This is a genomic window from Ruegeria sp. BHSC223 (assembly GCF_059613025.1).
This window is the reverse complement of record NZ_JBXWRR010000006.1, coordinates 1-24,026: the sequence shown is the minus strand read 5'-3', so window position 1 is coordinate 24,026 and position 24,026 is coordinate 1. Positions and strand designations below refer to the sequence as shown.

The 24,026-nt window shown below is 64.3% G+C and carries 23 protein-coding genes and 1 tRNA gene; 18 read left to right on the top strand and 6 right to left on the bottom strand.

From position 1 onward, the window contains the following. The first annotated feature begins 21 nt into the window (after nucleotides 1-21). The 3 genes from AC2FNY_RS11470 to AC2FNY_RS11460 all read left to right on the top strand — a co-directional run bounded on the left by AC2FNY_RS11470 (nucleotide 22) and on the right by AC2FNY_RS11460 (nucleotide 3,376). Nucleotides 22-1,095: an ABC transporter substrate-binding protein gene (locus tag AC2FNY_RS11470; protein WP_234182570.1), complete on the top strand. Its 1,074-nt coding sequence runs from the start codon at nucleotides 22-24 to the stop codon at nucleotides 1,093-1,095. Between the two features lie 70 nt (nucleotides 1,096-1,165). Next, entirely contained in the window at nucleotides 1,166-2,449 is a 1,284-nt protein-coding gene (locus AC2FNY_RS11465) for an ABC transporter permease (protein ID WP_234167590.1), read from the top strand. A gap of 6 nt (nucleotides 2,450-2,455) precedes the next feature. Then, on the top strand, nucleotides 2,456-3,376 hold the full coding sequence (locus AC2FNY_RS11460; RefSeq protein ID WP_234169053.1) for an ABC transporter permease: 921 nt from the start codon (nucleotides 2,456-2,458) through the stop codon (nucleotides 3,374-3,376). Between the two features lie 76 nt (nucleotides 3,377-3,452). Here AC2FNY_RS11460 and AC2FNY_RS11455 read toward each other — a convergent pair whose 3' ends face one another. Together AC2FNY_RS11455 and AC2FNY_RS11450 are read right to left on the bottom strand one after the other, a co-directional pair. Beyond that, nucleotides 3,453-3,800, bottom strand: a complete 348-nt coding sequence (locus AC2FNY_RS11455) for a hypothetical protein (RefSeq protein ID WP_234169052.1) — start codon at nucleotides 3,798-3,800, stop codon at nucleotides 3,453-3,455. 35 nt (nucleotides 3,801-3,835) lie between these two features. Beyond that, on the bottom strand, nucleotides 3,836-4,558 hold the full coding sequence (locus AC2FNY_RS11450; RefSeq protein WP_496802527.1) for a DUF599 domain-containing protein: 723 nt from the start codon (nucleotides 4,556-4,558) through the stop codon (nucleotides 3,836-3,838). 81 nt (nucleotides 4,559-4,639) lie between these two features. On the opposite strand from AC2FNY_RS11450, the gene AC2FNY_RS11445 reads away from it, so the two are divergent. The 3 genes from AC2FNY_RS11445 (at nucleotide 4,640) to glcF (ending at nucleotide 8,566) form a co-directional block, all read left to right on the top strand. Next, nucleotides 4,640-6,088 (top strand): FAD-linked oxidase C-terminal domain-containing protein, encoded by a 1,449-nt coding sequence (locus tag AC2FNY_RS11445; protein WP_496802526.1) that lies wholly within the window; start codon nucleotides 4,640-4,642, stop codon nucleotides 6,086-6,088. Nucleotides 6,089-6,154: 66 nt separating this feature from the next. Then, entirely contained in the window at nucleotides 6,155-7,240 is a 1,086-nt protein-coding gene (locus AC2FNY_RS11440; protein WP_234138225.1) for an FAD-binding protein, read from the top strand. Nucleotides 7,241-7,243: 3 nt separating this feature from the next. Continuing rightward, nucleotides 7,244-8,566, top strand: a complete 1,323-nt coding sequence (gene glcF / locus AC2FNY_RS11435) for a glycolate oxidase subunit GlcF (protein WP_496802525.1) — start codon at nucleotides 7,244-7,246, stop codon at nucleotides 8,564-8,566. Here glcF and AC2FNY_RS11430 read toward each other — a convergent pair. Continuing rightward, a complete protein-coding gene (locus tag AC2FNY_RS11430) occupies nucleotides 8,563-9,732 on the bottom strand; it encodes a YbfB/YjiJ family MFS transporter (RefSeq protein WP_496802524.1) in 1,170 nt (389 codons plus the stop codon). The two genes, glcF and AC2FNY_RS11430, sit on opposite strands and share 4 nt — an antisense overlap. A 205-nt stretch (nucleotides 9,733-9,937) precedes the next feature. On the opposite strand from AC2FNY_RS11430, the gene AC2FNY_RS11425 reads away from it, so the two are divergent. The 3 genes from AC2FNY_RS11425 to AC2FNY_RS11415 all read left to right on the top strand — a co-directional run bounded on the left by AC2FNY_RS11425 (nucleotide 9,938) and on the right by AC2FNY_RS11415 (nucleotide 12,161). Beyond that, nucleotides 9,938-10,750: a trypsin-like serine protease gene (locus AC2FNY_RS11425; protein WP_234144463.1), complete on the top strand. Its 813-nt coding sequence runs from the start codon at nucleotides 9,938-9,940 to the stop codon at nucleotides 10,748-10,750. Continuing rightward, complete coding sequence (locus tag AC2FNY_RS11420; RefSeq protein WP_234182559.1) at nucleotides 10,747-11,565, top strand: trypsin-like peptidase domain-containing protein; 819 nt, start codon at nucleotides 10,747-10,749, stop codon at nucleotides 11,563-11,565. Before AC2FNY_RS11425 ends, AC2FNY_RS11420 begins: the two co-directional genes overlap by 4 nt. A 125-nt stretch (nucleotides 11,566-11,690) precedes the next feature. Continuing rightward, complete coding sequence (locus tag AC2FNY_RS11415) at nucleotides 11,691-12,161, top strand: Hsp20 family protein (RefSeq protein WP_234144465.1); 471 nt, start codon at nucleotides 11,691-11,693, stop codon at nucleotides 12,159-12,161. Nucleotides 12,162-12,408: 247 nt separating this feature from the next. Here AC2FNY_RS11415 and AC2FNY_RS11410 read toward each other — a convergent pair whose 3' ends face one another. After that, on the bottom strand, nucleotides 12,409-13,107 hold the full coding sequence (locus tag AC2FNY_RS11410) for a glutathione S-transferase family protein (RefSeq protein WP_496802523.1): 699 nt from the start codon (nucleotides 13,105-13,107) through the stop codon (nucleotides 12,409-12,411). 84 nt (nucleotides 13,108-13,191) lie between these two features. Between AC2FNY_RS11410 and AC2FNY_RS11405 the strand changes: the two genes are divergently transcribed. From AC2FNY_RS11405 to pheT, 3 genes are all read left to right on the top strand, one after another. Then, entirely contained in the window at nucleotides 13,192-13,881 is a 690-nt protein-coding gene (locus AC2FNY_RS11405) for a helix-turn-helix transcriptional regulator (RefSeq protein WP_234138186.1), read from the top strand. A gap of 63 nt (nucleotides 13,882-13,944) precedes the next feature. Beyond that, complete coding sequence (locus AC2FNY_RS11400) at nucleotides 13,945-15,216, top strand: lytic murein transglycosylase (protein ID WP_496802522.1); 1,272 nt, start codon at nucleotides 13,945-13,947, stop codon at nucleotides 15,214-15,216. Between the two features lie 134 nt (nucleotides 15,217-15,350). Next, a complete protein-coding gene (gene pheT / locus AC2FNY_RS11395; RefSeq protein WP_496802521.1) occupies nucleotides 15,351-17,747 on the top strand; it encodes a phenylalanine--tRNA ligase subunit beta in 2,397 nt (798 codons plus the stop codon). A 55-nt stretch (nucleotides 17,748-17,802) separates the two neighbouring features. Here the strand turns inward: pheT and AC2FNY_RS11390 are convergent, their stop codons facing one another. Then, nucleotides 17,803-18,687, bottom strand: a complete 885-nt coding sequence (locus AC2FNY_RS11390; RefSeq protein WP_496802520.1) for a LysR family transcriptional regulator — start codon at nucleotides 18,685-18,687, stop codon at nucleotides 17,803-17,805. An 84-nt stretch (nucleotides 18,688-18,771) separates the two neighbouring features. Between AC2FNY_RS11390 and AC2FNY_RS11385 the strand changes: the two genes are divergently transcribed. From AC2FNY_RS11385 to AC2FNY_RS11375, 3 genes are all read left to right on the top strand, one after another. Next, nucleotides 18,772-19,404 (top strand): class I SAM-dependent methyltransferase, encoded by a 633-nt coding sequence (locus tag AC2FNY_RS11385; protein WP_496802519.1) that lies wholly within the window; start codon nucleotides 18,772-18,774, stop codon nucleotides 19,402-19,404. Between the two features lie 66 nt (nucleotides 19,405-19,470). Next, the gene (locus AC2FNY_RS11380) at nucleotides 19,471-19,920 is read left to right on the top strand and encodes a YtoQ family protein (RefSeq protein WP_496802518.1); all 450 of its coding nucleotides are present in this window, start codon (nucleotides 19,471-19,473) and stop codon (nucleotides 19,918-19,920) included. A 73-nt stretch (nucleotides 19,921-19,993) separates the two neighbouring features. Next, entirely contained in the window at nucleotides 19,994-21,151 is a 1,158-nt protein-coding gene (locus tag AC2FNY_RS11375) for an MFS transporter (RefSeq protein WP_496802517.1), read from the top strand. Nucleotides 21,152-21,157: 6 nt separating this feature from the next. On the opposite strand, the gene AC2FNY_RS11370 is transcribed toward AC2FNY_RS11375, so the two are convergent. Continuing rightward, nucleotides 21,158-21,859: a glutathione S-transferase N-terminal domain-containing protein gene (locus AC2FNY_RS11370; RefSeq protein WP_496802516.1), complete on the bottom strand. Its 702-nt coding sequence runs from the start codon at nucleotides 21,857-21,859 to the stop codon at nucleotides 21,158-21,160. A gap of 280 nt (nucleotides 21,860-22,139) precedes the next feature. Here AC2FNY_RS11370 and mscL point away from each other — a divergent pair, with 280 nt between their 5' ends. The 3 genes from mscL to AC2FNY_RS11355 all read left to right on the top strand — a co-directional run bounded on the left by mscL (nucleotide 22,140) and on the right by AC2FNY_RS11355 (nucleotide 23,704). Further along, nucleotides 22,140-22,571: a large conductance mechanosensitive channel protein MscL gene (gene mscL, locus AC2FNY_RS11365; protein WP_234144661.1), complete on the top strand. Its 432-nt coding sequence runs from the start codon at nucleotides 22,140-22,142 to the stop codon at nucleotides 22,569-22,571. 89 nt (nucleotides 22,572-22,660) lie between these two features. Further along, nucleotides 22,661-23,467 carry a mechanosensitive ion channel family protein gene (locus AC2FNY_RS11360; protein WP_496802515.1) on the top strand — a complete coding sequence of 269 codons (807 nt, stop codon included), beginning with the start codon at nucleotides 22,661-22,663 and terminating at the stop codon, nucleotides 23,465-23,467. A gap of 160 nt (nucleotides 23,468-23,627) precedes the next feature. Further along, a tRNA-Met gene (locus AC2FNY_RS11355) sits at nucleotides 23,628-23,704 on the top strand. Nucleotides 23,705-24,026: the final 322 nt, after the last annotated feature.

Genomic DNA, 24,026 nt, shown 5'->3' with positions numbered 1-24,026 from the left:
GGGTCAACAAGGGAGCAATCCATGAAACTTAAGACAGCTTTGCTGGCAACCGCGCTGACCTCGGCAGCCTTTGCCGTTTCCGCGCAGGAAGTCACCGTGATGTCCTGGGGCGGCGCCTATACCAAGAGCCAGGTAGAAGCCTATCACAAGCCCTTCACCGCCGAGACCGGCATCAAGGTGAATTCGGTCGACGCCGACAACCCGGCAACCCCGATCAAGGCCCAGGTCGAGGCCGGCAACGTGTCGGTTGACGTCGCCGACGTCGAATTCTCGGACGCCGTGCGCCTGTGCGACGAGGGCCTGCTGGAAGAGATCGACCCGTCGATCCTGTCCGCGGCGCCCGATGGCACCGCCGCGACCGACGACTTCATCGATGGCGCGCTGCAGGATTGTGCCGTCGCGAACATCGTCTGGTCGACCTCGGTTGCCTACAACACCGCAAACGTGTCGATGGCCCCCAGCTCGATCGCCGATTTCTTCAACACCGACAAGATCCCCGGCAAGCGCGGCCTGCGCAAATCCGCCAAGGCCACGCTGGAAATGGCGCTGATGGGTGACGGCGTGCCGGCCGGCGAGGTCTATGAGATGCTGGAAACCGATGAAGGCGTTGATCGCGCATTCGCGGTTCTGGATCGGATCAAGGACGACATCGTCTGGTGGGAAGCTGGTGCACAGCCGCCGCAGCTGCTGGCAGACGGCGAAGTCGTGATGTCGACCGCCTATAACGGCCGTATCTTCAACGCCGCCGTGGCCGAAGGCCAGCCCTTCGAGATCATGTGGGACGGCCAGATCCTCGACTTCGACCTGTTCGTGGTCCCCAAAGGCGCACCGAACAAGGACGCCGCCATGCAGTTCATCGCCTTCTCGACCAGCACCCAGGCGCTGGCGGATCAGGCCAAGTGGATCAGCTATGGCCCGGCACGTAAGTCCTCGGGCGCGCTGGTCGGCCTCTACCAGGACGGCAAGACCGAGATGGCACCGCACATGCCGACCTCGGAAGCAGCCCTGAAGAACGCGCTGGTCAACAACTTCGAGTTCTGGGTCGACAAGGACGCCGAGCTGAACGAGCGCTTCAACGCCTGGCTGGCGAACTGATCTGACACTACCGGGCCGCCCCTTTCCGGGGCGGCTCTTTCCCACACAAGTTTCCCAGGACGAAGCCCCGATGACCGATATCGCTCAGCCGCTGACCACTGCGGACGGCAAACCGCTCAAGGGCGCGCTGCTCAGGGCGCAGGCCCGTGCGCGGCGCCGCGCCTTTCTTCTTGTTCTGCCGCTTCTGGCCTTCATCCTGATCACCTTCGTGTTCCCGATCGGACAGATGCTCTATCGCTCGGTCTATAACGACGGGTTCACCTGGCACGAGGACGTGACTTCGGGCGACCGCACCCCGATCATGACCAACCTTGCCACCTGGTTCGAGGCCAACCCGCCGGGCACCGAGCCCGACGAGGCCGCCTTTGCCGCGCTGGCCGCCGATCTGGTGACGCTGCGCGATCTGAAAGCACCCGGTCAGGCCGGAACCCGGATCAATTATGAACTGTCGGGCTCGCGTTCGATGTTCACCAAGGCCGCCCGTAGCGCCAAAAAGCTGGAACCGCCCTACAAGGAGGCGATTCTTGAGCTGGACAAGGATTGGGGTAATCCCGAACTTTGGCAGGCGATGCGCGGGGCCTCGTCCTCGTACACGACGAACTTCTACCTTGCCGCCATCGACCGCGAACGCGATGCAAGTGGCTCAGTGACGATGGTACCGGAAAACCGGCAGGTCTATGTCAAGCTTTTCACCCGCACGCTTAGCTTGTCGCTGCTGATCACTTTCCTGACCTTCATATTGGCTTATCCGATCGCACATCTGCTGGCGACGCTTCCGCTGCGCCATTCCAACCTGCTGATGATCCTGGTTCTGCTGCCCTTCTGGACCTCGCTGCTGGTGCGGACCACCAGTTGGATGGTGCTGCTGCAAAGTCAGGGTGTGCTGAACGACACGCTGGTCGGCCTGGGCATCCTTGGCGACGATGGCCGCTTGCAGCTGATGTATAACCGGGCAGGCACCGTGATCTCGATGACGCATATCCTGCTGCCCTTCATGGTTCTGCCGCTTTATTCAGTGATGCGGATGATCAACCCGTCCTATGTGCGCGCCGCGCGCTCGCTGGGCGCCACCAGCTGGACCGCGTTCCGCCGCATCTACTTTCCGCAGACCGTGCCGGGGATCGGCGCCGGGGCGCTGCTCGTCTTTATCCTGGCGGTCGGGTATTACATCACGCCCGCACTGGTCGGTGGTGCGGATGGTCAGCTGATCTCGAACCTGATCGCATTCCACATGCAGAAATCGCTGAACTGGTCGCTCGCCGCCGCCTTGGCCGCGCTGCTGCTGGCGGGGGTCCTGCTTCTCTACTGGCTGTACGATCGCCTGATCGGCATCGACAATCTGAAACTGGGGTAATCGGACATGGCACTTCCCAAACACGCATCGCCCCTGGAACGGGTCTGGCATTATGCCTATCTCGTGATCTGCGCGCTGATCTTTCTGTTCCTCATCGCGCCGATCCTGGTGATCATCCCGCTCAGCTTCAACGCCGAGCCCTATTTCACCTTTACCGAGAAGATGCTCTCCTTTGACGCCGAGGGGTTTTCGACCCGCTGGTATGATCTACTGCTGACCTTTGGCATGCTGGAGCCCGAGGCACCGCGCGACAGTTCATGGTGGGCTGACGCATGGGCGAACGCACAGTGGATCCAGGCCACCAAGAACTCGATCATCATCGGTTTCTTCTCGACCATCCTGGCCACCACGCTGGGCACCATCGCGGCGCTGGGCCTGTCCCGGCCCGAGATGCCCGGACGGCGCGCGGTCATGGCGATCCTGATCTCTCCGATGATCGTGCCGATCATCATCACCGCGACGGGTCTGTTCTTCTTCTACTCGTCGATCGGCATTCAGGACTGGGGCATACCCTATCTGGGCATCATCCTCGCCCATGCGACGCTTGGCATCCCCTTCGTGATCATCACCGTGACGGCAACGCTGGTGGGGTTCGACCACTCGCTGACACGGGCGGCGGCGAATATGGGCGCTGATCCCGTCACCACCTTCTTCAAAGTGCAGATGCCGCTGATCCTGCCCGGTGTGATCTCGGGCGCGCTCTTTGCCTTTGTCACCTCGTTTGACGAGGTTGTGGTGGTGCTCTTTGTCGGCGGTCTGGACGAACAGACCATCCCGCGCCAGATGTGGAACGGTATCCGCGAACAGATCAGCCCGGCAATCCTGTCGGTGGCCACGATCCTCGTGGTGATCTCGATCGCGCTGCTGACCGTGGTGGAACTGCTGCGTCGCCGCTCCGAAAAGCTGCGCGGCATGTCTCCGGGCTGAGACGACACTCGATTCTCAAAGCAACACGAGGGGCCGGGCAACCGGCCCCTTTGCATTTCCGCGGCGGCATTTCAGGTCAAGGCAGGTCGACCACCAGCCGCTGCGACGCCCAGCCATCCACGTTGCAACGCGCCTCGATCTGTACCTGCGTCGTGCCCTCTGGGATGGCGACCCCACCCAGCGAGCGGGTAAAGGGCTGCTCGGTCTCATGCGGATGGAACAAGGTACGCATCCCTAGTTCCCGCCCCTGCATGTCCAGCACCCGCCAGCCATCGGCATAGTGGTCCCACCCGGTATCGGGGTGGCGCAGGGTGACATCGAATCGCCAGCCATCGCCGCTTCGATGCACGGTGACTTTCTCTATAGCGGGCGGGTCAGCAAGGATCGGCGTCGCCAAGAAAAGAAACGGAATCAGGTATCGCATGCGATCAGCCTAGCCCGGCCCGACAGTCGATGGGCTCACGATGCCGTGTCCAGCCCGCCTTCGGCGGGTAGGGACAGCAGAACCGTCCGCGAGTGGGAGGCGAATTCGCGTCGGTAGAGCACCGCAACCGTCAGCACCCCTGCCCCGATCAGCGCCAGTGGCCCGACCAACCAGGCCACCGAAGCGAGCGCGAAATAGGTCGAGCGCAGCCCCTTGTTGAAGCTGCGCGCAGCGGTGATGCAGATCTCGGCCGCCTGGGCCGCGCGCGGCAGACAGCGCGCGTCCTCGGGCTCGTTCGGAACCGCGGCCATCAGCACCGCGCAGTACCCGAACAGCCGATTGGCCCAGACGAATTTCAGGAAGGCATTGGACAGGAACAGCAGCACGATTAGGATCTTGACCTCCCACACCAGCGCGGGCGCGCTGGTCAGCGCCAGATCCTGCGCAATGCCTGACAACCGGTCGGTATTGCCGATCAGCGCCAACCCACCGCCCACCGCGATCACCGCCGTCGAGGCAAAGAAGGATGTGCCCTGCCGCATGATCGAGATCAGCTGCGCATCGAAGACGCGCGGTTGACGGGTCACCATCTGGCGCATCCAGTCGCGCCGGAAATCTGCCATCAAAGCCGAGACCGAAGGCTTGCCCGGTGCCGGGTTCTCGATACGCCAGCCGATCCATAACCACCCCGCCAGCAAGACGGCAACGGCAAGGTAATCCATCGGGGCAAAAGCAAGGGCACGGTCGATCCAGGTCATGGGCGCGACAGTACGTCTTACCGCTTTGCCTTGCCAGATCGCAAAATTGGTAATATTAATTTACCAGATGGAGGTTCCCCGATGGATATGCCCGCCCCGAATCCAACCGTTCTGGCCAAGAAGCCGCGCCTTGTGCAGCGACTACGGCAGGTCTTGCCCGCCGACGCGGTGATCGACGACCTGTCCGAGACCCGCGCCTATGAATGCGACGCGCTGACCGCCTATCGCTGCCCGCCGCTGCTGGCCGTCCTGCCCGCCTCGACACAGGAAGTCTCGGACGTGCTGCGCATCTGCCATGAAGAGGGCGTGCCGGTGGTCCCGCGCGGTTCGGGCACCTCGCTGGCCGGGGGCGCTTTGCCCACCGCCGACAGCTTGATCCTGGGCGTCGCTCGGATGAACGAGGTTTTGGAGACCGACTATGACAACCGCATCATCCGGGTGCAATCGGGCCGCACCAACCTGAGCGTCACCGGCGCGGTCGAGGCCGAGGATTTCTTTTACGCCCCCGACCCCTCGTCGCAGCTGGCCTGCGCCATCGCGGGCAATATCGCGATGAACTCGGGCGGGGCGCATTGCCTGAAATACGGGGTGACCACCAACAACCTGCTGGGTGTCACCATGGTGCTGATGGACGGCACCGTGGTCGAGATCGGCGGCGCCCATCTGGATGCGGGCGGGCTGGACCTGCTGGGCGTCATCTGCGGCAGCGAGGGGCAATTGGGCGTAGTCACCGAAGCCACACTGCGCATCCTGCGCAAGCCCGAGGGCGCGCGTCCGGTGCTGATGGCGTTCGACAGCAACGAGGTCGCGGGCGCCTGCGTCAGCGACATCATCAAGGCGGGCGTTCTGCCAGTGGCGATCGAGTTCATGGACCGGCTCTGTATCGAGGCCTGCGAAGCCTTTGCGAAGGCGGGCTATCCGCAATGCGAGGCGTTATTGATTGTTGAGGTCGAGGGGTCCGAGGCCGAAATCGACGACCAATTGACCCGCATCCTGGAAATCGCCCGCAGGCACGACCCGCTGGAACTGCGCGAAAGCCAGTCAGCCGAGGAGAGTGCCAAGATCTGGCTGGGCCGTAAATCGGCCTTTGGCGCCATGGGGCAGATCAACGATTACATGTGCCTCGACGGCACCATCCCTGTCTCCGCCCTGCCGATGGTTCTGCGCCGGATTGGCGAGCTGAGCCAAGAGTATGGGTTGAAGGTGGGCAACGTGTTCCACGCCGGCGATGGCAACATGCACCCGCTGATCCTGTTCGATGCCAACAAGCCCGGTGATCTGGAAAAATGCGAGTCCTTTGGCGCCGATATCCTGAAACTCTGCGTCGATGCGGGCGGCTGCCTGACCGGCGAACACGGGGTAGGGATCGAGAAGCGCGACCTGATGCTGCACCAATACGCAGCCGTCGATCTTGAGGCGCAGATGGCGGTCAAGGACGTGTTCGACCCGCAGTGGCTGCTGAACCCCGCCAAGGTGTTTCCGCTTTCGGTCTCGGAAAGCCGACGCGCGGTACAGGTGGCGGCAGAGTAGCCGGGGGCGCTGCCCCCCTTGGCCTGCGGCCAATTCCCCCCGGAGTATTTGGAGCAAAGTGAAGAGATGAGACCTCAGACAGAGGCCGAACTGGCCCAGATCGTGGCCGGGCTGACTGCACCGGTTCGGATACGGGGCGGCGGGACGCGGGGCGTGCCGGGGCCGGAGGCCGAGTTGGATATCTCGGGGCTGAGCGGCATCACGCTCTATGAGCCCGGCGCGCTGACGCTGGTCGCCAAAGCCGGAACGCCGGTGGCCGAGATTGAGGCTGCACTGGCGGCTGAGGGGCAACGGCTGGCCTTTGAGCCGATGGATCATCGCGGGTTGATGGGGACCGAGGGCACGCCCACCATCGGTGGCGTGGTGGCTGGCAATATCTCGGGCCCCCGCCGGATACAGACGGGCGCAGCGCGCGATTTCCTGCTGGGCGTGCGCTATGTCGATGGCCTGGGTCAAGTGATCAGCAATGGCGGCCGGGTGATGAAGAATGTTACCGGCTATGATCTGGTCAAGCTGATGGCCGGGTCCTGGGGCACTTTGGGGGTGCTGAGCGAGGTCTCTCTGAAGGTGCTGCCAAAGGCCGAGACGCAAACCACGCTGACGATTTCCGTGCCCGATGCGGCAACCGCAGTGCGCGCGCTGTCGGCGGGTCTGGGCTCGCCCTATGAGGTGACCGGCGCGGCCTATGATCCGGCCTCAGGCCAGGCGCTGGTTCGGATCGAGGGGTTCGAGGCCTCCGTCGCCTATCGGGCAGAGGCGCTGATCCGGCTGTTTGCGCCATTCGGAACGGTGGCGCAGGTGGAGGACGATCCCTGGCCCGGCATTCGCGATGTGGCGCCATTTCACGGGCGCGAAGGCGATGTCTGGCGGATCTCGGTGAAACCGGGCGACGCGCCAGAGCTGGCCGCGCGCTGCAAGGCCGAGGCGCTGCTGTTCGACTGGGGTGGCGGGTTGATCTGGGCGCTGATGCCCACAGGCACCGACCTGCGCGCGCGGCTGGGCGAATTTGCGGGCCATGCGACCCTGATCCGGGGGGATCGGACGCAGCACGCCATGTTCCAGCCGGAACCGGCCCCGCTCGCCGCCCTGTCGCGCGGGTTGCGGCAGCGGTTCGACCCGAAAGGGCTCTTCAATCCGGGACTGATGGGGTAAGCGATGCAGACGAATTTCACCACCGAACAGCTGACCGATCCCGGCATCCAGCGCGCCAACGAGATCCTGCGTTCCTGCGTGCATTGCGGATTCTGTACCGCCACCTGCCCGACCTATCAGGTGCTGGGCGACGAGCTCGACAGCCCGCGCGGGCGCATCTACCTGATCAAGGACATGCTGGAAAACAGCCGGGTGCCCGATGCAAAGACGGTCAAACACATCGACCGTTGCCTCAGCTGTCTGGCCTGCATGACCACCTGCCCCTCGGGCGTGCATTACATGCATCTGGTCGATCAGGCGCGCGAATATATCGAGCAGAAATATCGCCGCCCGTTCAGCGACCGGGCGCTGCGCTGGATTCTGGCGCGCATCCTGCCCTATCCCACGCGGTTCCGGCTGGCACTGCTGGGGGCCAAGATCGGCCGTCCGTTCCGGGGGCTGATGCCCGATGCGCGGCTGCGCGCGATGCTCGACATGGCGCCAAAGCACATTCCGCCGGTCAGCCGCAACGACGATCCGCAGAGCTTTGCCCCGGCTGGCGCGCGCAAGAAGCGGGTCGCCCTGATGACCGGCTGCGCGCAAAAGGCGCTGAACACCGATATCAACGACGCCACCATCCGCCTGCTGACCCGGCTGGGTTGCGAGGTCGTGGTGGCCGAGGGCGCGGGCTGCTGCGGCGCGCTGACCCATCACATGGGGCGCACGGGCGAGAGCCATGCGGCGGCGGCCAAGAACATCCGTGCCTGGGTGCGCGAAATGGATGGCGACGGGCTGGATGCCATCGTGATCAACACCAGCGGCTGCGGCACAACGGTCAAGGATTACGGCCACACGTTCCGTAACGAGCCGCTGGCGGCCGAGGCCGCCCGCGCGTCGGCCATCGCCATGGACATAAGCGAGCTGTTGATGCGGCTCGACCTGCCCGAAGGCACCGACAAGGGGCTGACCGTGGCCTATCACGCCGCCTGTTCGCTGCAACACGGGCAAAAGATCAAGACTTATCCCAAGGACCTGCTGAAACGGGCGGGTTTTACGGTGGTCGAACCTGCCGACAGCCATCTGTGCTGCGGCTCGGCCGGGACCTATAACCTGATGCAACCCGAGATCTCGGGCAAGCTCAAGGCACGCAAGATCCGTACGCTTGAGGCCAAGAAACCCGACCTGATCGCGGCGGGCAATATCGGCTGTTTGATGCAGATCGGGTCGGGGACCGAACTGCCCATCATGCACACGGTCGAACTCTTGGATTGGGCCACGGGCGGGCCGCAGCCACCGGCAATGACGGCACCGGGGAAACGCGCACCCGAGGTGCCGATCCTGCGTTAGAGCGGCCGCTGCCGCGACGCAATCGCCGCCCCGGCCAGCAACAGGCCGGCGGCGACCAGCAGGCTGATGCCGATATCGCCGACCAGATCGCCGACCAGTCCCGCGCCATAGGGGCCCAAGGTCTGGGCCACTGCAAACACCACCGTGAACAGGCTGATCGCCCGGCCCCAGCTTTCCGGCGGCAGGTTCTGGCGCGCGAAATTGGTCACCGCGCCCGGTGCCATGAAGACCGACAAGCCAAAGACCACCGCCGAGACCAGCAGGGCCGGGCCATTGGGCAACACCACCGGTAGCGCCGAGCCGACGGCGATGCCGGTCAGGATCATCGCCAGCGGCAAGCCCGAGGCATGGCGTGCCAGCACCGGCCGCCACACCAGCGGCGAGACCGAAATGCATAGCCCCAGGATCACCCAGACCAGCGCAATGAAGGGCGCGCTGGCCGCCTGCTCGGTCATCCAGGCGGACAGAAAGGTCAGATAGACGATATAGCCCAGACCGAACCCGGCATAACCCGCCAGTTCCGGCAACATCCGGCGCAGCGGCAAGGGGGCATGCCCGGCCTGCGACTGGACAGGTGCGCGTTGTTGCACCGCCGCCCACAGGGCCAGCGGCAGGAAGGTCAGGCTGGCCCCACCGATCAGATACCAGGCGATAGGCCAGGCCGCCGGGCCATAGGCCTCCAGAAACAGCGGCAGCGCGGCGCCGGCCAGCACGATGCCCAAGCCCCCGCCCGACCCGAAAAGGATCGCAATGGCCAGCGCATTGCGCCGCGGATCGTCGCGAAACAACCCGGCCGTCAGCGTTCCGGCGGTGGAAAAGGACATCGCGCCAAAGAACCCGGCCAGAAAGCGCCATGAGGTCTGCCACCACAGCTCGGCATTCGCTCCGGTAGCCAGCAGCGCCAGCGTTGTGGCAATCAGCCCAGTGATGAACAGGCGCACCGGGCCGATGCTGCGGATTGTCGCCATGGTCAGCACCGCACCCGCGATATAGCCCAGCGCATTGGCCGTATTCAGCCAGCCCGCCTGCGCATAGTTCCACTGCATTTCCGATTTCATCGCCGGCAGCAACAGACCATAGGCAAAACGGGCAAACCCGTTGGTCACCGTCACGCCCAGCGCGAGCCCTGCCAGCACCAGCCACGACCGTGTAGCAGATAATGTCATTGCTCGACCGATAGATGCAGAGACAATTCGGAACCCTCGTTATGTCGGTGCGTCAGCCGCGCGACAACTGACGCGACCCTGCCAAGCCTACCGCTTTGGCGCAAGCCGCTGCATGGCATAGGTTCGCCAAGAAGCCCCGACCGCGCCCCATTTTCGCCCAATGCGCCCCCTACCTCTGTCCCCGACAACAGGTGCGGAGGACCGCGTGCGCAAATCCATACTGGCATTCGTTCTTGCCACCGCGGCGACCATCGCGGGCGCGCAGGACAGCGGGCTGACCAGCCTAGAGACCACCGATGCCGGGCGCAGCTGGCTTGCAGTCGGGCGGCTGGATATCGACGGGACCGGGTTCTGTACCGGTGCCCTGATCGCACCCGATCTGGTGCTGACCGCCGCCCATTGTCTTTACGACAAAACCACCGGACAGCGGATCGACCCGGCCCGGATCGAGTTCCTGGCAGGTTGGCGGCGCGGGCGCGCCTCGGCCTATCGCCGGGTTGCGCGGGCGGTTCATCACCCCGACTATCTCTACGAGGGGACGGTCACCGCCGACCGGGTACGCAACGACCTGGCGCTCTTGAAGCTGAGCCAGCCGATCCGCAACACCACCGTCATCCCGTTTGAGACCGGTAGCCACCCGATGCGGGGCGATGCGGTTCAGGTGGTCTCCTATGCCCATGACCGGGCCGAGGCGCCCTCGCTGCAAAGGGCCTGCGCCGTCATGGCCCGGCAGCAGGGCGTGCTGGTCATGACCTGCGATGTGGACTTCGGCGCCTCGGGCTCGCCGGTCTTCAGCCTGTCGGACAGCACCCCGCGCATCGTCTCGGTGGTTTCGGCCAAGGCCGAGGTCGATGGCGCGCGCGTGGCGCTTGGCACCTCGCTCGATGACACCCTGACCTATCTGATGGGAGAGCTGGACAGTCGCAAACGGGCTGCCAATCCGACGGTACCGCGCGTCAACCGCCTGTCCGTCAGCAATCGGGGCAGCGCATCGGGCGCCAAGTTTGTCAAACCATGAAGGCACTGTGCGTCCTTGCACTCTCGGCCCTGCTGGCCCTGCCTGCCCTGGCACAGAATTCCGGGCTCCGCCGCCTGACCGACCGCGACGACCTGTTCGGGTGGGAGGCGGTCGGACGCCTTGATATAGCCGAACAGGGCTTTTGCACCGGTACCCTGATCGCCCCCGATCTGGTTCTGACCGCCGCCCATTGCGCCTTTGACGGGCGCACCGGCGCGCATTACCGCGCGGGCGAGATCACCTTTCGCGCCGGGTTCCGCGATGGCACCTCGGTGGCCGACCGCCGCGTCGTGCAGATCGTGACACCTTCCGAGTTCCAGCCCGCGGGCGCTGTCTCGGCCGAGCGTATACGGGTCGATGTGGCGCTGATGCGGCTGGACAATCCGGTGCCGACCGCGCTGGCTGACCCCTTCGCCCTCCATTCGGGCGACGTGACCGGCAGCGAAATCAGCGTCTCGTCCTACGGGCGTGGTCGGGCCGAGGCGATATCGCGCCAGCGCGCCTGCCAGATGCTCTGGCGACAACAGGGCCTCATCGCCTTTGATTGCGACGTGACCTTTGGCTCGTCCGGCGCCGCCATCCTTGCGCGCGAAGGCAGCCGGGGCCGGGTGCTGTCGCTGGTTTCCGCCGGTGCCGTGATCGAGGGCCGCTCTATCGGCTATGGCATGGAGCTGGCCGATACCGTCGCCGCCCTGAAACAGAAGCTGCGCGCCAATGCTCCGGCGCCAACAGCGAACATCCGCCGTCTGCAAGTGGGCGGCGGCCTGTCGTCGGGTGCCTCGGGGGCCAAGTTCCTGCGCCCCGGCGGCTCTTGAAAACAGTTCTGCGCTTTCCCATTTCAGTTTGACCGGGCCGCCGCAATGCGGGGTCCGGGCCTGCAACCGCCCGTCCGTGACGGAGGGCTTTGACATCAATCGCTCGAAAAAGAGGATTACGACATATGCGCAGTTTCGATTTCGCCCCGCTGCACCGCGCCAGCATCGGTTTCGACCAGATCGCCGATCTGATGGACAGGGTCATGTCCAGCGACGTGGGGCAGCCCAGCTATCCGCCATATAACATCGAGAAAACCGCCGCAGACGCCTATCGCATCTCGATCGCCGTGGCCGGTTTCGCCGATAGCGACCTGTCGGTCGAGGTCAAGGAAAATGCCCTGGTGGTTTCCGCCCGCAAGGCTGCAGACGAGGCCGAGCGGACCTATCTGCATCGCGGCATCGCCACCCGCGCGTTCGAGCGCCGCTTTACGCTGGCCGATCACGTGCGCGTCACTGGCGCCAGCCACGAAAACGGCATGCTGCATATCGACCTGAAACGCGAGATTCCCGAGGCGCTGAAACCGCGCCGTATCGAGATCGCGTCGGCGCAACCTGCCGACATGCCCGAACGGATCGAGGCAAAGTCGGTCAACTAACCTCAGATCCGCGCGTCCTTGCGGTTTGATGGGCGCGTGGGTCATTCGCGATAAACCGGACCTCCCTCGGTTGTCGCACCCAGTGCGCGCCTCATGTTCCTCCAGGCATGGGGCGCGCCGTTCGTTTCGAGCAGTGATCCGGGGTCGGCGCAACAGATGGCCAGCCAGCGCGCGCAGGTTGACCAGACCCGCGCTGTGCGCTCGGACAGGCCGCAAACCGAAACAACCGTTGAATCCATTGGGTCGGTCATGTCAGGAGCAGGGTCTCGTCCATCCTGTCGATATACTCGGACAGAATACGATCCTCGGCAATGCGGCACTGCAAAGGCGTGGCAACGGGTGTTGCCCGCATCGCGGCCAGCATCGGCGCCACCGACAGGTCTGCGGTGGTCGGATACTCGCCAAACAGATAAGGTTTCTGCCACAAGAGCGCAGTCAGCGCCTCCAAGCTCCGCTCGACCCGATCCCGCCTTTCGACATCAGAGAACCGGGCGGCGCCCTGAAAGTCGAGCCCGCGCAGCACCTGCGCCCGGATCCGTTTGGTGACCGGCTTGCGCAACAGGCGCGGGATATCGGCAAAGAACGTTTCGCGTATGACGGGCCAGACTGCATCATTCTCCCAACGGTCCAGAACCAGAAAGGGATAGAGGTGATCTTCGGCCATGTGGACCAGCGCGCAGGCATGGGCGCGTTGCGCATCTGAGAGGCCCCGGTCGAAATCCGCGCCCTGCGCCTCGAGCCAGGCCCGGATACCCTCACTGTCGGGCACAAGCCGTTCCGGGGTCCGCAGGACCGGCAGTTTGCGATGGGGCATCTGGCGCGGATCGTTCAGGTCCTGCCGCCGCCAAGGCTGTCCGGCCAACTGCATAAGATAGGCCGCTTTCACGCAGAACGGGCTGGCAGAATAAAGCCCGAAGGCCTTGGGAAACATCATCAGGGTCAACATCTGTCCGGTCCTTGGTTTCAACTGCCGACTGGATAGGGCAGCATGATGTCAATTCCTGTCATCAGGCCCGGGTTACCCTGCACCATGTCGAAAACTGCAAGATTGTTCCAACTGATGCAGGCCCTGCGCTCGGGCCCGGCGCCGCATACCTCGACGGCGCTGGCGCAGGATCTGGGTGTCTCGCCGCGCACCATTCATCGCGACATCGATGCGCTGCGCGGTCTTGGTGCCGTGATCGACGGCGAGGCGGGGTTTGGCTTTACCCTGATCGAAGACGCCACCCTGCCCCCGCTCGGCTTTACCGATGACGAGTTGGAGGCGCTGGTTCTGGGTCTGCGCGAGGCGGAACTGATCGGCGACCCGGCACTGAGCCAGGCCGCCAGCGCCGCCTTGCGCAAGCTTCAGGGCCGCCTGCCGCCGCGCCAGTCGCACCGCCTGTCCCATGCGGTGCTGACCGCGACGCGGTTTGACCGCCCCCAGCCGCCGACGATCCCGGTGGCCCAGCTGCGCGCCGCCGCCTGGGACGAAATGGCGGTCAGTTTCGACTATACCGACATGCATGGCGCGGCCACCTCGCGCACCGTCTATCCGCTGTCCATCGTCTATATGGATCGCTCAAGCGTGCTGATCGCCTGGTGCCTGTTGCGGATGGATGTGCGGGTGTTCCGGCTTGATCGGATGCGCGATCTGGTGGTTACCGGGCAGAGCTTTCGCCCGCGCCGGGTGCCGATGCTACGCGATGCGCTGGCACAGATCCGCGCGCAACAGGTGTGAGTGCTTTGTCCACCGCCGCTTTCGCGCTACTCTGAGGCCGAGCAGCAAAACAGGGCGCGACCCATGATCCGGTATCTGACATGTCTGGCGATTTGCCTGGGCGGCAGCGTTCTGGCAGAGACCCCCGCCACGCTGATTCCCGCGGTGGCGCAATCGCTGCGTCCGGTATTGCGGCCGTTTACACTCACGCCTGCCTCTCAGGATCTCGAAGCGCAGTTTCAAACCTGGTTGGCCGGGTTTCGGAACCGTGCGCTGACCCTCGGCATCACCCCGGCCACGCTGGATGCCGCCCTGCCCGGCCTCAGCTATGACGCCGAAGTGGTCCGGCGTGACCGCAACCAGGCGGAATTCACCAAGACGATCTGGGACTATCTCGACACCGCCGTGTCCGAGGCCCGCATCGCCAATGGCCGCAAGGCCGTCGCGCGCCACGCCGACCTGCTGACCCGGGTCGAGGCGCAATGGGGCGTCGACCGCCATGTGGTCGCCGCCATCTGGGGGCTGGAAAGTGCCTATGGCGCGGTGCGTGGGGGCGACAGCACCCTGCGTTCGCTGGCTTCGCTGGCCTTTGACACCCGCCGCGCCGCGTTCTTCGAAGACCAGCTGATCGCCGCCCTTCGCATCCTTGACAGCGGCGACGCACGGCTGCGCGACCTGCGCGGCAGCTGGGCGGGCGCCATGGGCCATACCCAGTTCATGCCGACCTCGTATCAGGAGCACGCGGTGGATTTCACCGGCGACGGGCGCCGCGACATCTGGTCCGACGACCCCAGCGACGCGCTGGCCTCGACCGCCGCCTATCTCAAGGCCAATGGCTGGGTGACCGGCCAGCCCTGGGGGGTCGAGGTGCAGCTGCCCAAGGGGTTCGACCTGACCAGCGCCCGGCGCGAGTTGACGCGGATGCCGTCGGACTGGGCCGCTCTGGGCGTGCACGGCGTTCAGGGCCACGCAGTGCCCGACCATGGCCCCGCCAGCATATTGCTGCCCGCCGGACACAGCGGCGCGGCCTTCATGATCTTTGACAATTTCGCGGTGATCGAGACCTATAACACCGCCGATGCCTATGTGATCGGGGTCGGCCATCTGGCCGACCGCATCGCGGGTGGAGGGCCGATCCGGGGCAACTGGCCGCGCGCTGACCGGGCGCTGACCCTGGACGAGCGGATCGAGTTGCAAGAGCGCCTGACCGCCGCCGGGTTCGATACGCAAAAGATCGACGGCAAGATCGGACCGTTGACCATCAACGCGGTGCGCGACTATCAGCTGGATCAGGGCCTGGCGCCTGACGGCTATGCCTCGTTGCGGGTGCTGGAACGGCTGCGCAACGCAAGCTGACAGCCCGCACATATGCGGTCCACTCTTTTCCATCCTGACCTAATCCGCTAAAGCCGGTCTGACCAAAACGAACCTTGGCAGCAGCGTACCGGAACCGGCGACGGGCTGACCCGCATCAAGGACAGGACGACGACATGAAATTCACCCTCTCCTGGCTGAAGGACCACCTCGACACCACCGCCAGCGTGGACGAGATCGCCGAGGCGCTGACCGATCTAGGGCTCGAAGTCGAAGGCATCGAGAACCCCGCCGCGCGTCTGGCCGGGTTCACTCTGGCCCATGTCAAATCAGCCAGCCAACACCCCGATGCCGACCGCCTGCGCGTCTGCGTGGTGGAAACCAACGAGGGCGAGAAACAGATCGTCTGCGGCGCCCCCAATGCGCGCGAAGGCATCACCGTGGTTTTGGCAAAACCGGGCGATTATGTGCCGGGTATCGACGTGACCCTGTCGGTCGGCAACATCCGGGGCGTCGAAAGCCACGGCATGATGTGTTCCGAACGCGAGCTGGAACTGTCCGAGGAACATGACGGCATCATCGAACTGCCCTCGGGCGAGGTGGGCGAGCTGTTCATCGACTGGCTGGCCGAGAACGACCCGGCCAAGGTCGATCCGGTGATCGAGATCGCGATCACCCCCAACCGTCCCGATGCGCTGGGCGTGGCGGGGATCGCCCGCGACCTGGCCGCGCGTGGCCTTGGCACGCTGAAAACCCGCGCCTATGCGCCGGTGCCGGGCGATTTCGACTGCCCGATCAAGGTGACCATCGACGAGGATACGCGCGATGGCTGCCCGCTGTTCACCGGCCGCCTGATCCGCGACGTGCGCAATGGCCCCAGCCCGCAATGGTTGCAGGACCAGCTGCGCGCCATCGGCCTGCGCCCGATCTCGGCGCTGGTCGATATCACCAACTACATGACCTATGACCACAACCGCCCGCTGCACGTCTTTGACGCCGACAAGGTCAAGGGCAACCTGCGCGTCCACCGCGCGGCAGGGGGCGAAACGCTCAAGGCGCTGGACGAGAAGGAATACACCTTCCAGCCCGGCATGATGGTGATCTCGGACGACGAAGGGCCCGAAAGCATCGCCGGTATCATGGGCGGCGAGGCCACCGGCTGCACCGAAGAGACGGTGAATGTCTTCCTCGAAAGCGCCTATTGGGACAATGTGCAGATCGCACTTGCGGGCCGCGCGCTGAAAATCAACTCGGACGCACGCTATCGTTTCGAGCGCGGGGTCGATCCGGAATACACGCTCGAAGGGCTGGAACACGCGACCCAGATGATCCTCGATATCTGCGGCGGCGAGGCCTCTAACGTGGTGATCGCGGGCGCGGTTCCCGACCATTCCCGCGCTTATAAGCTGGACGCCGAACGCGTGCGGTCGCTGGTCGGCATGGACATCCCCGAAAGCGAGCAGCGCCAGACGCTGACGCGCCTCGGCTTCCGGCTCGAAGGCAACATGGCGCATGTGCCCAGCTGGCGCCCCGATTTGCAGGGCGAGGCCGATCTGGTCGAGGAAGTGGCCCGCATCGCCTCGCTGACCAAGCTGGTGGGCAAACCCCTGCCACGTCTGACCTCTGGCGTGCCGAAACCGGTGATGACCCCGCAACAGCGCCGCCTGTCGATGGCCCGCCGCACGGCGGCCTCGCTGGGTTACAACGAATGCGTCAGCTACACCTTCATCGACCAGGCCGCCGCGGCCCTGTTCGGCGGTGGCACCGACGCCACCATGCTGGAAAACCCGATCTCGTCGGAAATGAGCCATATGCGCCCCGACCTGCTGCCGGGCCTCTTGGCCGCCGCTGCCCGCAACCAGGCGCGCGGATATGCCGATCTCGCCCTGTTCGAGGCGGGGCCGGTGTTCCACGGCGGCGAACCGGGCGAACAGCGGGCGCAGATCGCGGGCCTGTTGGTGGGCCGCACCGGCCCCAAGGACGTTCATGGCGCCGCGCGCGCTGTCGACCTCTACGATGCCAAGGCCGATGCCGAGGCGGTGCTGGCCGCCATGGGCGCTCCTGCCAAGGTGCAGATCCTGCGTGGGGCCGACGGCTGGTGGCATCCGGGCCGCCATGGCCGCATCTGTCTGGGCCCGAAAAAGGTGCTGGGCGTGTTTGGCGAGTTGCATCCCCGCGTGCTCCAGGCGATGGATGTCAAGGGACCTGCGGTCGCCTTCGTGCTCTGGCCCGAAGAAGTGCCGCTGCCCCGTAAATCGGGCACCACGCGCGAGGCGCTGGCGCTGCGCGACCTGCAAGCGGTCGAGCGCGATTTCGCCTTTGTCGTTGATGCGAATGTCGAGGCGCTGACGCTGGTCAATGCCGCCGCCGGGGCCGACAAGGCGCTGATCGAGGATGTGCGCGTCTTTGACGAGTTCATCGGCGGTTCGCTGGGCGAGGGCAAGAAATCGCTGGCCATCACCGTGCGCCTGCAACCAACCGAGACCACGCTCAAGGAAAAGGATATCGAGGCCGTCAGCGCCAGGATCGTCCAGAAGGTCGCCAAGGCCACCGGCGGCACCCTGCGCGGCTGATCCGGCTCTCGTCTCACGGTACAAGGGCGCGCCTCCTGGCGTGCCCTTTTGCATCTCAAGCGGCCAGGAAATCGGCCAATATGTCGAACACCAGACGGATGCGCCGGCTGGTGTGCACCTCGCGATGCGCAGTCAGCCAGACCGGGAACAGCAGCGGCTCCATCTCTGGCAATAACCGCTCCACACCTTCGGTCAACGCGGCCACATCATCGCCCATCGGCGCGATACCGAACCCCTGCCGCACGTAATCCCAGGCCACCACCCCGCTTTGCGAGCCGAGGCGAAAGTTGGCGCGGGTCAACGGCAATCCCAGCGGTGTCAGATGGCCGAGCATCTCGGTGACATCGCCAAAGGCGATGAAGTCATGCGTCGCCAGATCAGCCTTGGTCACCGGACGCCCGCGCCGGTCGAGATAGGCGGAGGCAGCGTAGAAATGCGCCGTCGCTTCGCGCACCAATCGGGCGATCAGATCGGGCTGTTCGGGGCGCACATGGCGGATTGCGATATCCGCCTCGCGCCGCATCAGATCGCGGATATCGTTGGCGGCAATCACCTCGATCTCCAGCCGGGGCGCCTGCGCATGGATGCGGCGCAGCGCCTCGGGCAGCACATAGGCCGACATCACGTCGCTGGCGGTGATCCTGACGCGCCCCTCGATGGATTGCGCCTGGCCCGAAGCTGCCAGCGCCACCCGCTCCGCCGCCGCCCCCATGGCGCGGGTATGTTCCAGCAGGTCGGCCCCGGCCTCGGTCAGCACCAGCGCCCGCCCGATCCGCTCGAACAGCAAGACGCCCAGATCCTGCTCCAGCGCGGCGACCTGGCGACTGAGCGTCGGCTGTGTCAGGTTCAATCGCCGCGCTGCCGCCGACAGCGATCCCGCCTCGGCGGTTTTCAGAAAGGCGCGGATGTGGTTCCAGTCCAGCCTGGTCAGATCGTTCATGCATTTCTGTATAAGCAAACTGCGAATTTCGGCAATTACTAATGGCTCTGCGCATATCTATTCTGCCGCCAAAAGGAGACACCCATGGTTGACAGCGTCACATTCTGGAACCGGATCGCCGAGAAATACGCCCGCACCCCGATCGCGGACATGGCATCCTATGACTATACACTCGAACGCACCGCCGCCCACCTGAAGCCCGGCGACCGGGTTCTGGAACTGGGCTGCGGCACCGGCACCACCGCCTTGCGGCTGGCGCCGAAGGTGGCTGGGATCGTCGCCACCGACATAGCGCCTGCAATGCTGGCCGTGGGGCGGCGCAAGGCGGCGGAGCAGGGGGTGGAGAACGTCGAGATTGTAGAAGCCCGGGCCGAGACCCCGCCCGAAGGGACGTTCGATGCGGTACTGGCCTTCAACCTGCTGCATCTGGTCGATGATCTCGATGCCAGCCTGGCCGCGATCCATGACCGACTAAAACCTGGCGGGCTGTTCATCTCCAAGACTTTCTACTTGAGCAAGAGCCGCAACAGCCTGAAGCTGACCCTGATCCGCCTGGCCCTGCCGGTGATGCAACTGCTGGGCAAGGCACCCCCGGTTACCTTTTCGACAGAGGCGCAACTGGAACGCGCCATCACCTGCGCGGGCTTTGACCTGGTCGAGCAAGAGAGCTTTCCCGCCAAGGACCCGCGCCGCTTTCTCGTTGCCCGCCGTCGCTGAAGCGTCGGGTTGCTCCCCGCTCTCCCGCGCCTTAGGCTCCACCCGGAACAAGGCAAGGAGAGCGGCATGACCCTGAACGTCTATCTGTCCGGAGAGATTCACACCGACTGGCGCGAACAGATCGTGACCGGAGCGCAGGGTTTGGATGTAAGTTTCTCGGGCCCGGTCACCGACCATGCCGCCAGCGACGATTGTGGCGTGGCGATCCTGGGCGCCGAACCTGACAAGTACTGGCACGACCACAAGGGCGCCATGGTGAACGCGATCCGTACCCGCAAGGGCATATCCGATGCGGATGTTGTCGTGGTCCGCTTTGGCGACAAGTACAAGCAGTGGAACGCCGCTTTTGACGCGGGCTATGCCGCCGCGCTGGGCAAGTCGATCATCGTGCTCAGCCCGCCCGAACACCAGCACGCGCTGAAAGAGGTGCACGCTGCTGCGCTCGCCGTCACCGAGACGCCCGCGCAGGTGGTCGCCGTCTTGCGGTATGTGCTGACCGGGACCTTGCCCGCCTGACCCTCACGCGATTTTCGTTGACGGACAACGGATTATACTGATGCTAGTTGCATTTGCTGTCGGAGGGGGAACGATGGCGTTGCACTGGCGTATTCTTATCCTGCTGTTTCTGGTGCGCTGCACCATGGCCTTTCAGTTCGCGACCATCGGCGGCATCGGTCCGGTGTTGTCTGACTCCTACACGCTGGATATCGCCGGGCTCGGCTGGATCGTGGGGCTCTATTTCCTGCCGGGCGTGGTGGTCGCCTTGCCGGGCGGCGGCATCGCCCGCCGGTTCGGTGATGAAAGGGTGATCCTTTTCGGCCTGGCGCTGATGATGGCGGGGTCGTTGATCATGGCGCTGCAACCGCCGTTGAGCATGTTCAGTGCCGCCCGGCTGATGGCCGGTATCGGCGGCATCCTGATGAACGTCCTGATGAGCAAGCTGGTGCTCGACTGGTTCGCCAATCGCCAGATCGCAACCGCCATGGTGATCTTCATTAACTCCTGGCCTGCCGGTATCGGCCTGTCGCTTGTGGTACAGCCCTGGCTGGCGGCCCAGGGTGGCGTTGCCCTGCCGTTCGCGGTCGAAACCGGCCTGATCGCGACGGCCCTGGCCGCCTTTTTCCTGTTCTATCGCCGCCCCGACACAGCGCCCGTCACCACAGGCACGCCTGCCCGGGCCGTGCCGCAGGGCGCGATTCTTGGCGCGGTGCTTGTTGCCGGGTTCTCTTGGGGCGCGTTCAACGCCAGCCTTGCCGCCTTGCTGTCTTTTGGTCCCACATCGCTTGTCGACAGGGGGATGTCGCTGGAACTGGCGGGCCTGTCGATCAGCATCGTGTCCTGGACCGTTGTCGTGACCGGTACATTTGGCGGCTGGCTGACAGATCGCACCGGGCGGCCCGCGATGGTGTTGTTGACCGGCCTCAGCCTCTTTGGCCTCGCCCTGTTCCTGTTTCCCCGCGTCCCGCCGATGCTGATCACCATGGCCTTGATCGGTCTCTTGTCGGGCATCCCGGTCGCGGGATTGATCAGCCTGCCCGCCCGCGTTCTGAAACCCGAACAGCGGGCCATCGGCATGGGCCTGTTCTACACCGTCTATTACGCCTGTTTCGCGATCCTGCCCGGTCTGGGCGGCAAATGGGCCGAAAGCGCCGGAACTGTGTCCGCCGCTTTCGAATTTGCCGCCTTTGTCATCGTGCTGGCGATACTGGGCGTATTTGTCTTTCTACCCCTGTCGCGCCGGGTCTGATTGGGATCACCCCTCGCGCGCCGGGATCGTCAGCCCGCGCTGCACCGCAGGCCGCGCCAGGAACCGGTCGAGATAGGCCACGACATTTGGGAAACCGTCCCAGCCCAGAACCTCGCGCGCGCCGTAATAATCGAGCCCACGCAGCCAGGGGGCGATGGCGATATCCGCGATCGAGTATTCGCCCGCGATCCAGTCCCGTGTCGCCAGCTGCCCGTCAAGAACCGCCAGAATCCGCCGTGCCTCGGCGATATAGCGGTCACGCGGGCGCGGATCCTCGATCTCAGCTCCGGCAAACTTGTAGAAAAACCCGAGCTGGCCGAACATCGGCCCGACCCCGCCCATCTGGAACATCAGCCATTGCACGACGCGCGCCTTGTCTGCGGCGGTCTCACCGATGAAACGCCCGGTCTTCTCCGCCAGGTACAGCAGGATCGCACCGCTTTCGAACAGCGCCAGCGGCTGCCCATCCGGCCCGTCCGGGTCGATGATCGCCGGGATCTTGTTGTTGGGGTTCAGAGACAGGAACTCGGGGCTTTTTACATCCGCATCCGACAGCGTCACGGTATGTGCCTCATAAGGCAGGCCCAGTTCCTCGAGCAGGATCGTAACCTTGACCCCATTTGGTGTGGGAAAGGAATAGAGTTGCAGGATATCGGGGTTTGCGGCGGGCCAGCGGCGGCTGATCGGGAATTCGGCAAGATCGAACATGGCGTGTCTCCGGTTGCGGTGTCGGACACAACCTATGCTCCCTGCCGGGCGAAAGAAGAGGTCGCATTGTGCGCCCCTGTCCAACTGGCTGTGTAGCAGCGAACAGGCCTAAACCGGCGTCTGAAAGCCGGGTCACGCTCATATTGCTGCAAAAACACGTATTTCCGCGTTATTTTTCCCCGTGCGGATACACCGCACCCTGTTATTTCTGACCCTACGCCGGGCCGGCCACGAAGCCTGGCAACACAACAACGGCACAAACTCAGACACGGAACTGACCATGCTAAAAGAGTTCAAGACCTTCATTGCCAAGGGAAACGTGATGGACATGGCGGTGGGGATCATTATCGGCGCAGCCTTTACCGCGATCGTTAAATCGCTGGTCGACGACCTGATCAATCCCATCGTCGGCCTGTTTACCGGTGGCGTCGACTTTACCAACAATTTCGTCGTCCTGGGCGGCGATGGCACCACATTTGACTCGCTGGCCGCCGCCCGCGAGGCCGGCGCTTCTGTCTTTGCCTATGGGGCCTTCATCATGGCGGTGTTCAACTTCCTGATCATCGCCTGGGTGGTGTTCATGCTGGTAAAGGCGGTTAATCGCGCCAAGGAGTCCGCCGCAAGGGAAGAGGCCGCCGCCGAGCCGGCCGCGCCCGCAGGCCCGTCGGAACTCGACGTGCTGCTGGAAATCCGCGACTCGCTGAAACGCTGAGCAACCCGCTTGTCGTTTCGACCGCTCCGGAATGCCAGGGGCGGTTCATTCATTCAAGGCAACCCGCATCAACAGGAGCTAACAAGACCATGCAGGACTATCTGAACCAGGCCGAGGTCATCTGGCCGCTCATCGCAAGCGCGGGCAAAGCGCTGGTTGTGCTGATCCTGGGTTGGACCGTTGCCGGTATGATCGCCGGCCTGGTCCGCCGACGCATCAACGCGACCCCGCAAATCGACCCGACACTCGGCAACTTCACTGCCAGCCTCGTGAGATGGGCGATCCTCGCCATGGTTCTGGTCGCCGTTCTGGGCATCTTCGGGATCGAGGCAACCAGCATCGTCGCCGTATTGGGCGCCGCCTCGCTCGCCATCGGTCTGGCGCTGCAGGGGACGCTCAGCGATCTGGCAGCGGGGGTAATGCTGGTGGTGTTCCGGCCCTACAAGCTCGGTCAATTCGTCGATATCGGCGGAACCTCGGGAACCGTGCGTGATCTCAACCTCTTCACCACCGAGTTGGTGACACCGGACAATGTGCAGATCATCGTACCCAACGGTCAGGCCTGGGGCAGCATCATCACTAACTACTCCGCCCACGACACCCGCCGCGTCGATCTGGTCTTCGGCATCGACTATGGCGACGATGCGGGAAAAGCGATGGAGATCGTCGAAAGAACCGCCCACTCAGACAAACGTGTTCTTGCCGATCCTGCCCCCTGGGTTCGGGTCACCAATCTGGGCGACAGTTCGGTCGATCTGACCGCGCGGATATGGTGTCGGGCCGAGGACTACTGGGAGCTGAAATTCGAACTGACGCGCCGGGTCAAGGAAGCCTTCGATGCCGGCGGCATCTCGATCCCCTATCCCCACAGCGTCGAGATCCACAAAGAGGCTTGAGCCCCTTTTCATTCCGCCCGAAGCGCTCCAGGGGAGTCGCCCCGCGCGGCGATAGGGGCAGCGCCCCCTCCCCCGTTTGAGGCCGCAAAAAAACGGCGACAAAGGGCCGGAATCCGTTTGACACCGCCGCGGGCCTTAGGTAGTCACCGCGCGTGGTTGCGGCGTGATAGCTCAGTTGGTTAGAGCACAGCACTCATAATGCTGGGGTCGGCGGTTCAAGTCCGCCTCACGCTACCACTCTTCTCCCGATTTTTCCCACATATGAAGCAGACCGCTGGTCGTTCGCTGCCTTGGCCCTCGGCTTGGTTCGAGATTATTCGTCGAATAATCTCGGTTATCGGATCGTTTGAGGACATGAAAAAGGCCGCTCCGGGGGAGCGGCCTTTTCTGTTTGTCGCCCTTTTTGCACTTGGCAGATTTTCCGGGGGAAAATCTCCTGGAGCAACCAGGCGTGTCTCGGGATCACCGATTACTCGATGATCTTCGACACATTCCTGATGGCGTGTCTCGGGATCACCGATTACTCGATGATCTTCGACACGACGCCGGCGCCGACGGT

Excerpts from the sequence above, each read along its gene's own strand:
- AC2FNY_RS11415 (WP_234144465.1), top strand. The coding sequence starts at position 11,691 with ATGCGCAGTTTCGATTTCGCCCCGCTGCACCGCGCCAGCATCGGTTTC.
- AC2FNY_RS11450 (WP_496802527.1), bottom strand. The coding sequence starts at position 4,558 with ATGACCTGGATCGACCGTGCCCTTGCTTTTGCCCCGATGGATTACCTT.
- AC2FNY_RS11465 (WP_234167590.1), top strand. The coding sequence starts at position 1,166 with ATGACCGATATCGCTCAGCCGCTGACCACTGCGGACGGCAAACCGCTC.
- AC2FNY_RS11405 (WP_234138186.1), top strand. The coding sequence starts at position 13,192 with ATGTCGAAAACTGCAAGATTGTTCCAACTGATGCAGGCCCTGCGCTCG.
- mscL (WP_234144661.1), top strand. The coding sequence starts at position 22,140 with ATGCTAAAAGAGTTCAAGACCTTCATTGCCAAGGGAAACGTGATGGAC.
- AC2FNY_RS11445 (WP_496802526.1), top strand. The coding sequence starts at position 4,640 with ATGGATATGCCCGCCCCGAATCCAACCGTTCTGGCCAAGAAGCCGCGC.
- AC2FNY_RS11360 (WP_496802515.1), top strand. The coding sequence starts at position 22,661 with ATGCAGGACTATCTGAACCAGGCCGAGGTCATCTGGCCGCTCATCGCA.
- AC2FNY_RS11460 (WP_234169053.1), top strand. The coding sequence starts at position 2,456 with ATGGCACTTCCCAAACACGCATCGCCCCTGGAACGGGTCTGGCATTAT.
- AC2FNY_RS11370 (WP_496802516.1), bottom strand. The coding sequence starts at position 21,859 with ATGTTCGATCTTGCCGAATTCCCGATCAGCCGCCGCTGGCCCGCCGCA.
- AC2FNY_RS11430 (WP_496802524.1), bottom strand. The coding sequence starts at position 9,732 with ATGACATTATCTGCTACACGGTCGTGGCTGGTGCTGGCAGGGCTCGCG.
- AC2FNY_RS11380 (WP_496802518.1), top strand. The coding sequence starts at position 19,471 with ATGACCCTGAACGTCTATCTGTCCGGAGAGATTCACACCGACTGGCGC.
- pheT (WP_496802521.1), top strand. The coding sequence starts at position 15,351 with ATGAAATTCACCCTCTCCTGGCTGAAGGACCACCTCGACACCACCGCC.
- AC2FNY_RS11390 (WP_496802520.1), bottom strand. The coding sequence starts at position 18,687 with ATGAACGATCTGACCAGGCTGGACTGGAACCACATCCGCGCCTTTCTG.
- AC2FNY_RS11375 (WP_496802517.1), top strand. The coding sequence starts at position 19,994 with ATGGCGTTGCACTGGCGTATTCTTATCCTGCTGTTTCTGGTGCGCTGC.
- glcF (WP_496802525.1), top strand. The coding sequence starts at position 7,244 with ATGCAGACGAATTTCACCACCGAACAGCTGACCGATCCCGGCATCCAG.
- AC2FNY_RS11420 (WP_234182559.1), top strand. The coding sequence starts at position 10,747 with ATGAAGGCACTGTGCGTCCTTGCACTCTCGGCCCTGCTGGCCCTGCCT.
- AC2FNY_RS11440 (WP_234138225.1), top strand. The coding sequence starts at position 6,155 with ATGAGACCTCAGACAGAGGCCGAACTGGCCCAGATCGTGGCCGGGCTG.
- AC2FNY_RS11470 (WP_234182570.1), top strand. The coding sequence starts at position 22 with ATGAAACTTAAGACAGCTTTGCTGGCAACCGCGCTGACCTCGGCAGCC.
- AC2FNY_RS11385 (WP_496802519.1), top strand. The coding sequence starts at position 18,772 with ATGGTTGACAGCGTCACATTCTGGAACCGGATCGCCGAGAAATACGCC.
- AC2FNY_RS11410 (WP_496802523.1), bottom strand. The coding sequence starts at position 13,107 with ATGTTGACCCTGATGATGTTTCCCAAGGCCTTCGGGCTTTATTCTGCC.
- AC2FNY_RS11455 (WP_234169052.1), bottom strand. The coding sequence starts at position 3,800 with ATGCGATACCTGATTCCGTTTCTTTTCTTGGCGACGCCGATCCTTGCT.
- AC2FNY_RS11400 (WP_496802522.1), top strand. The coding sequence starts at position 13,945 with ATGATCCGGTATCTGACATGTCTGGCGATTTGCCTGGGCGGCAGCGTT.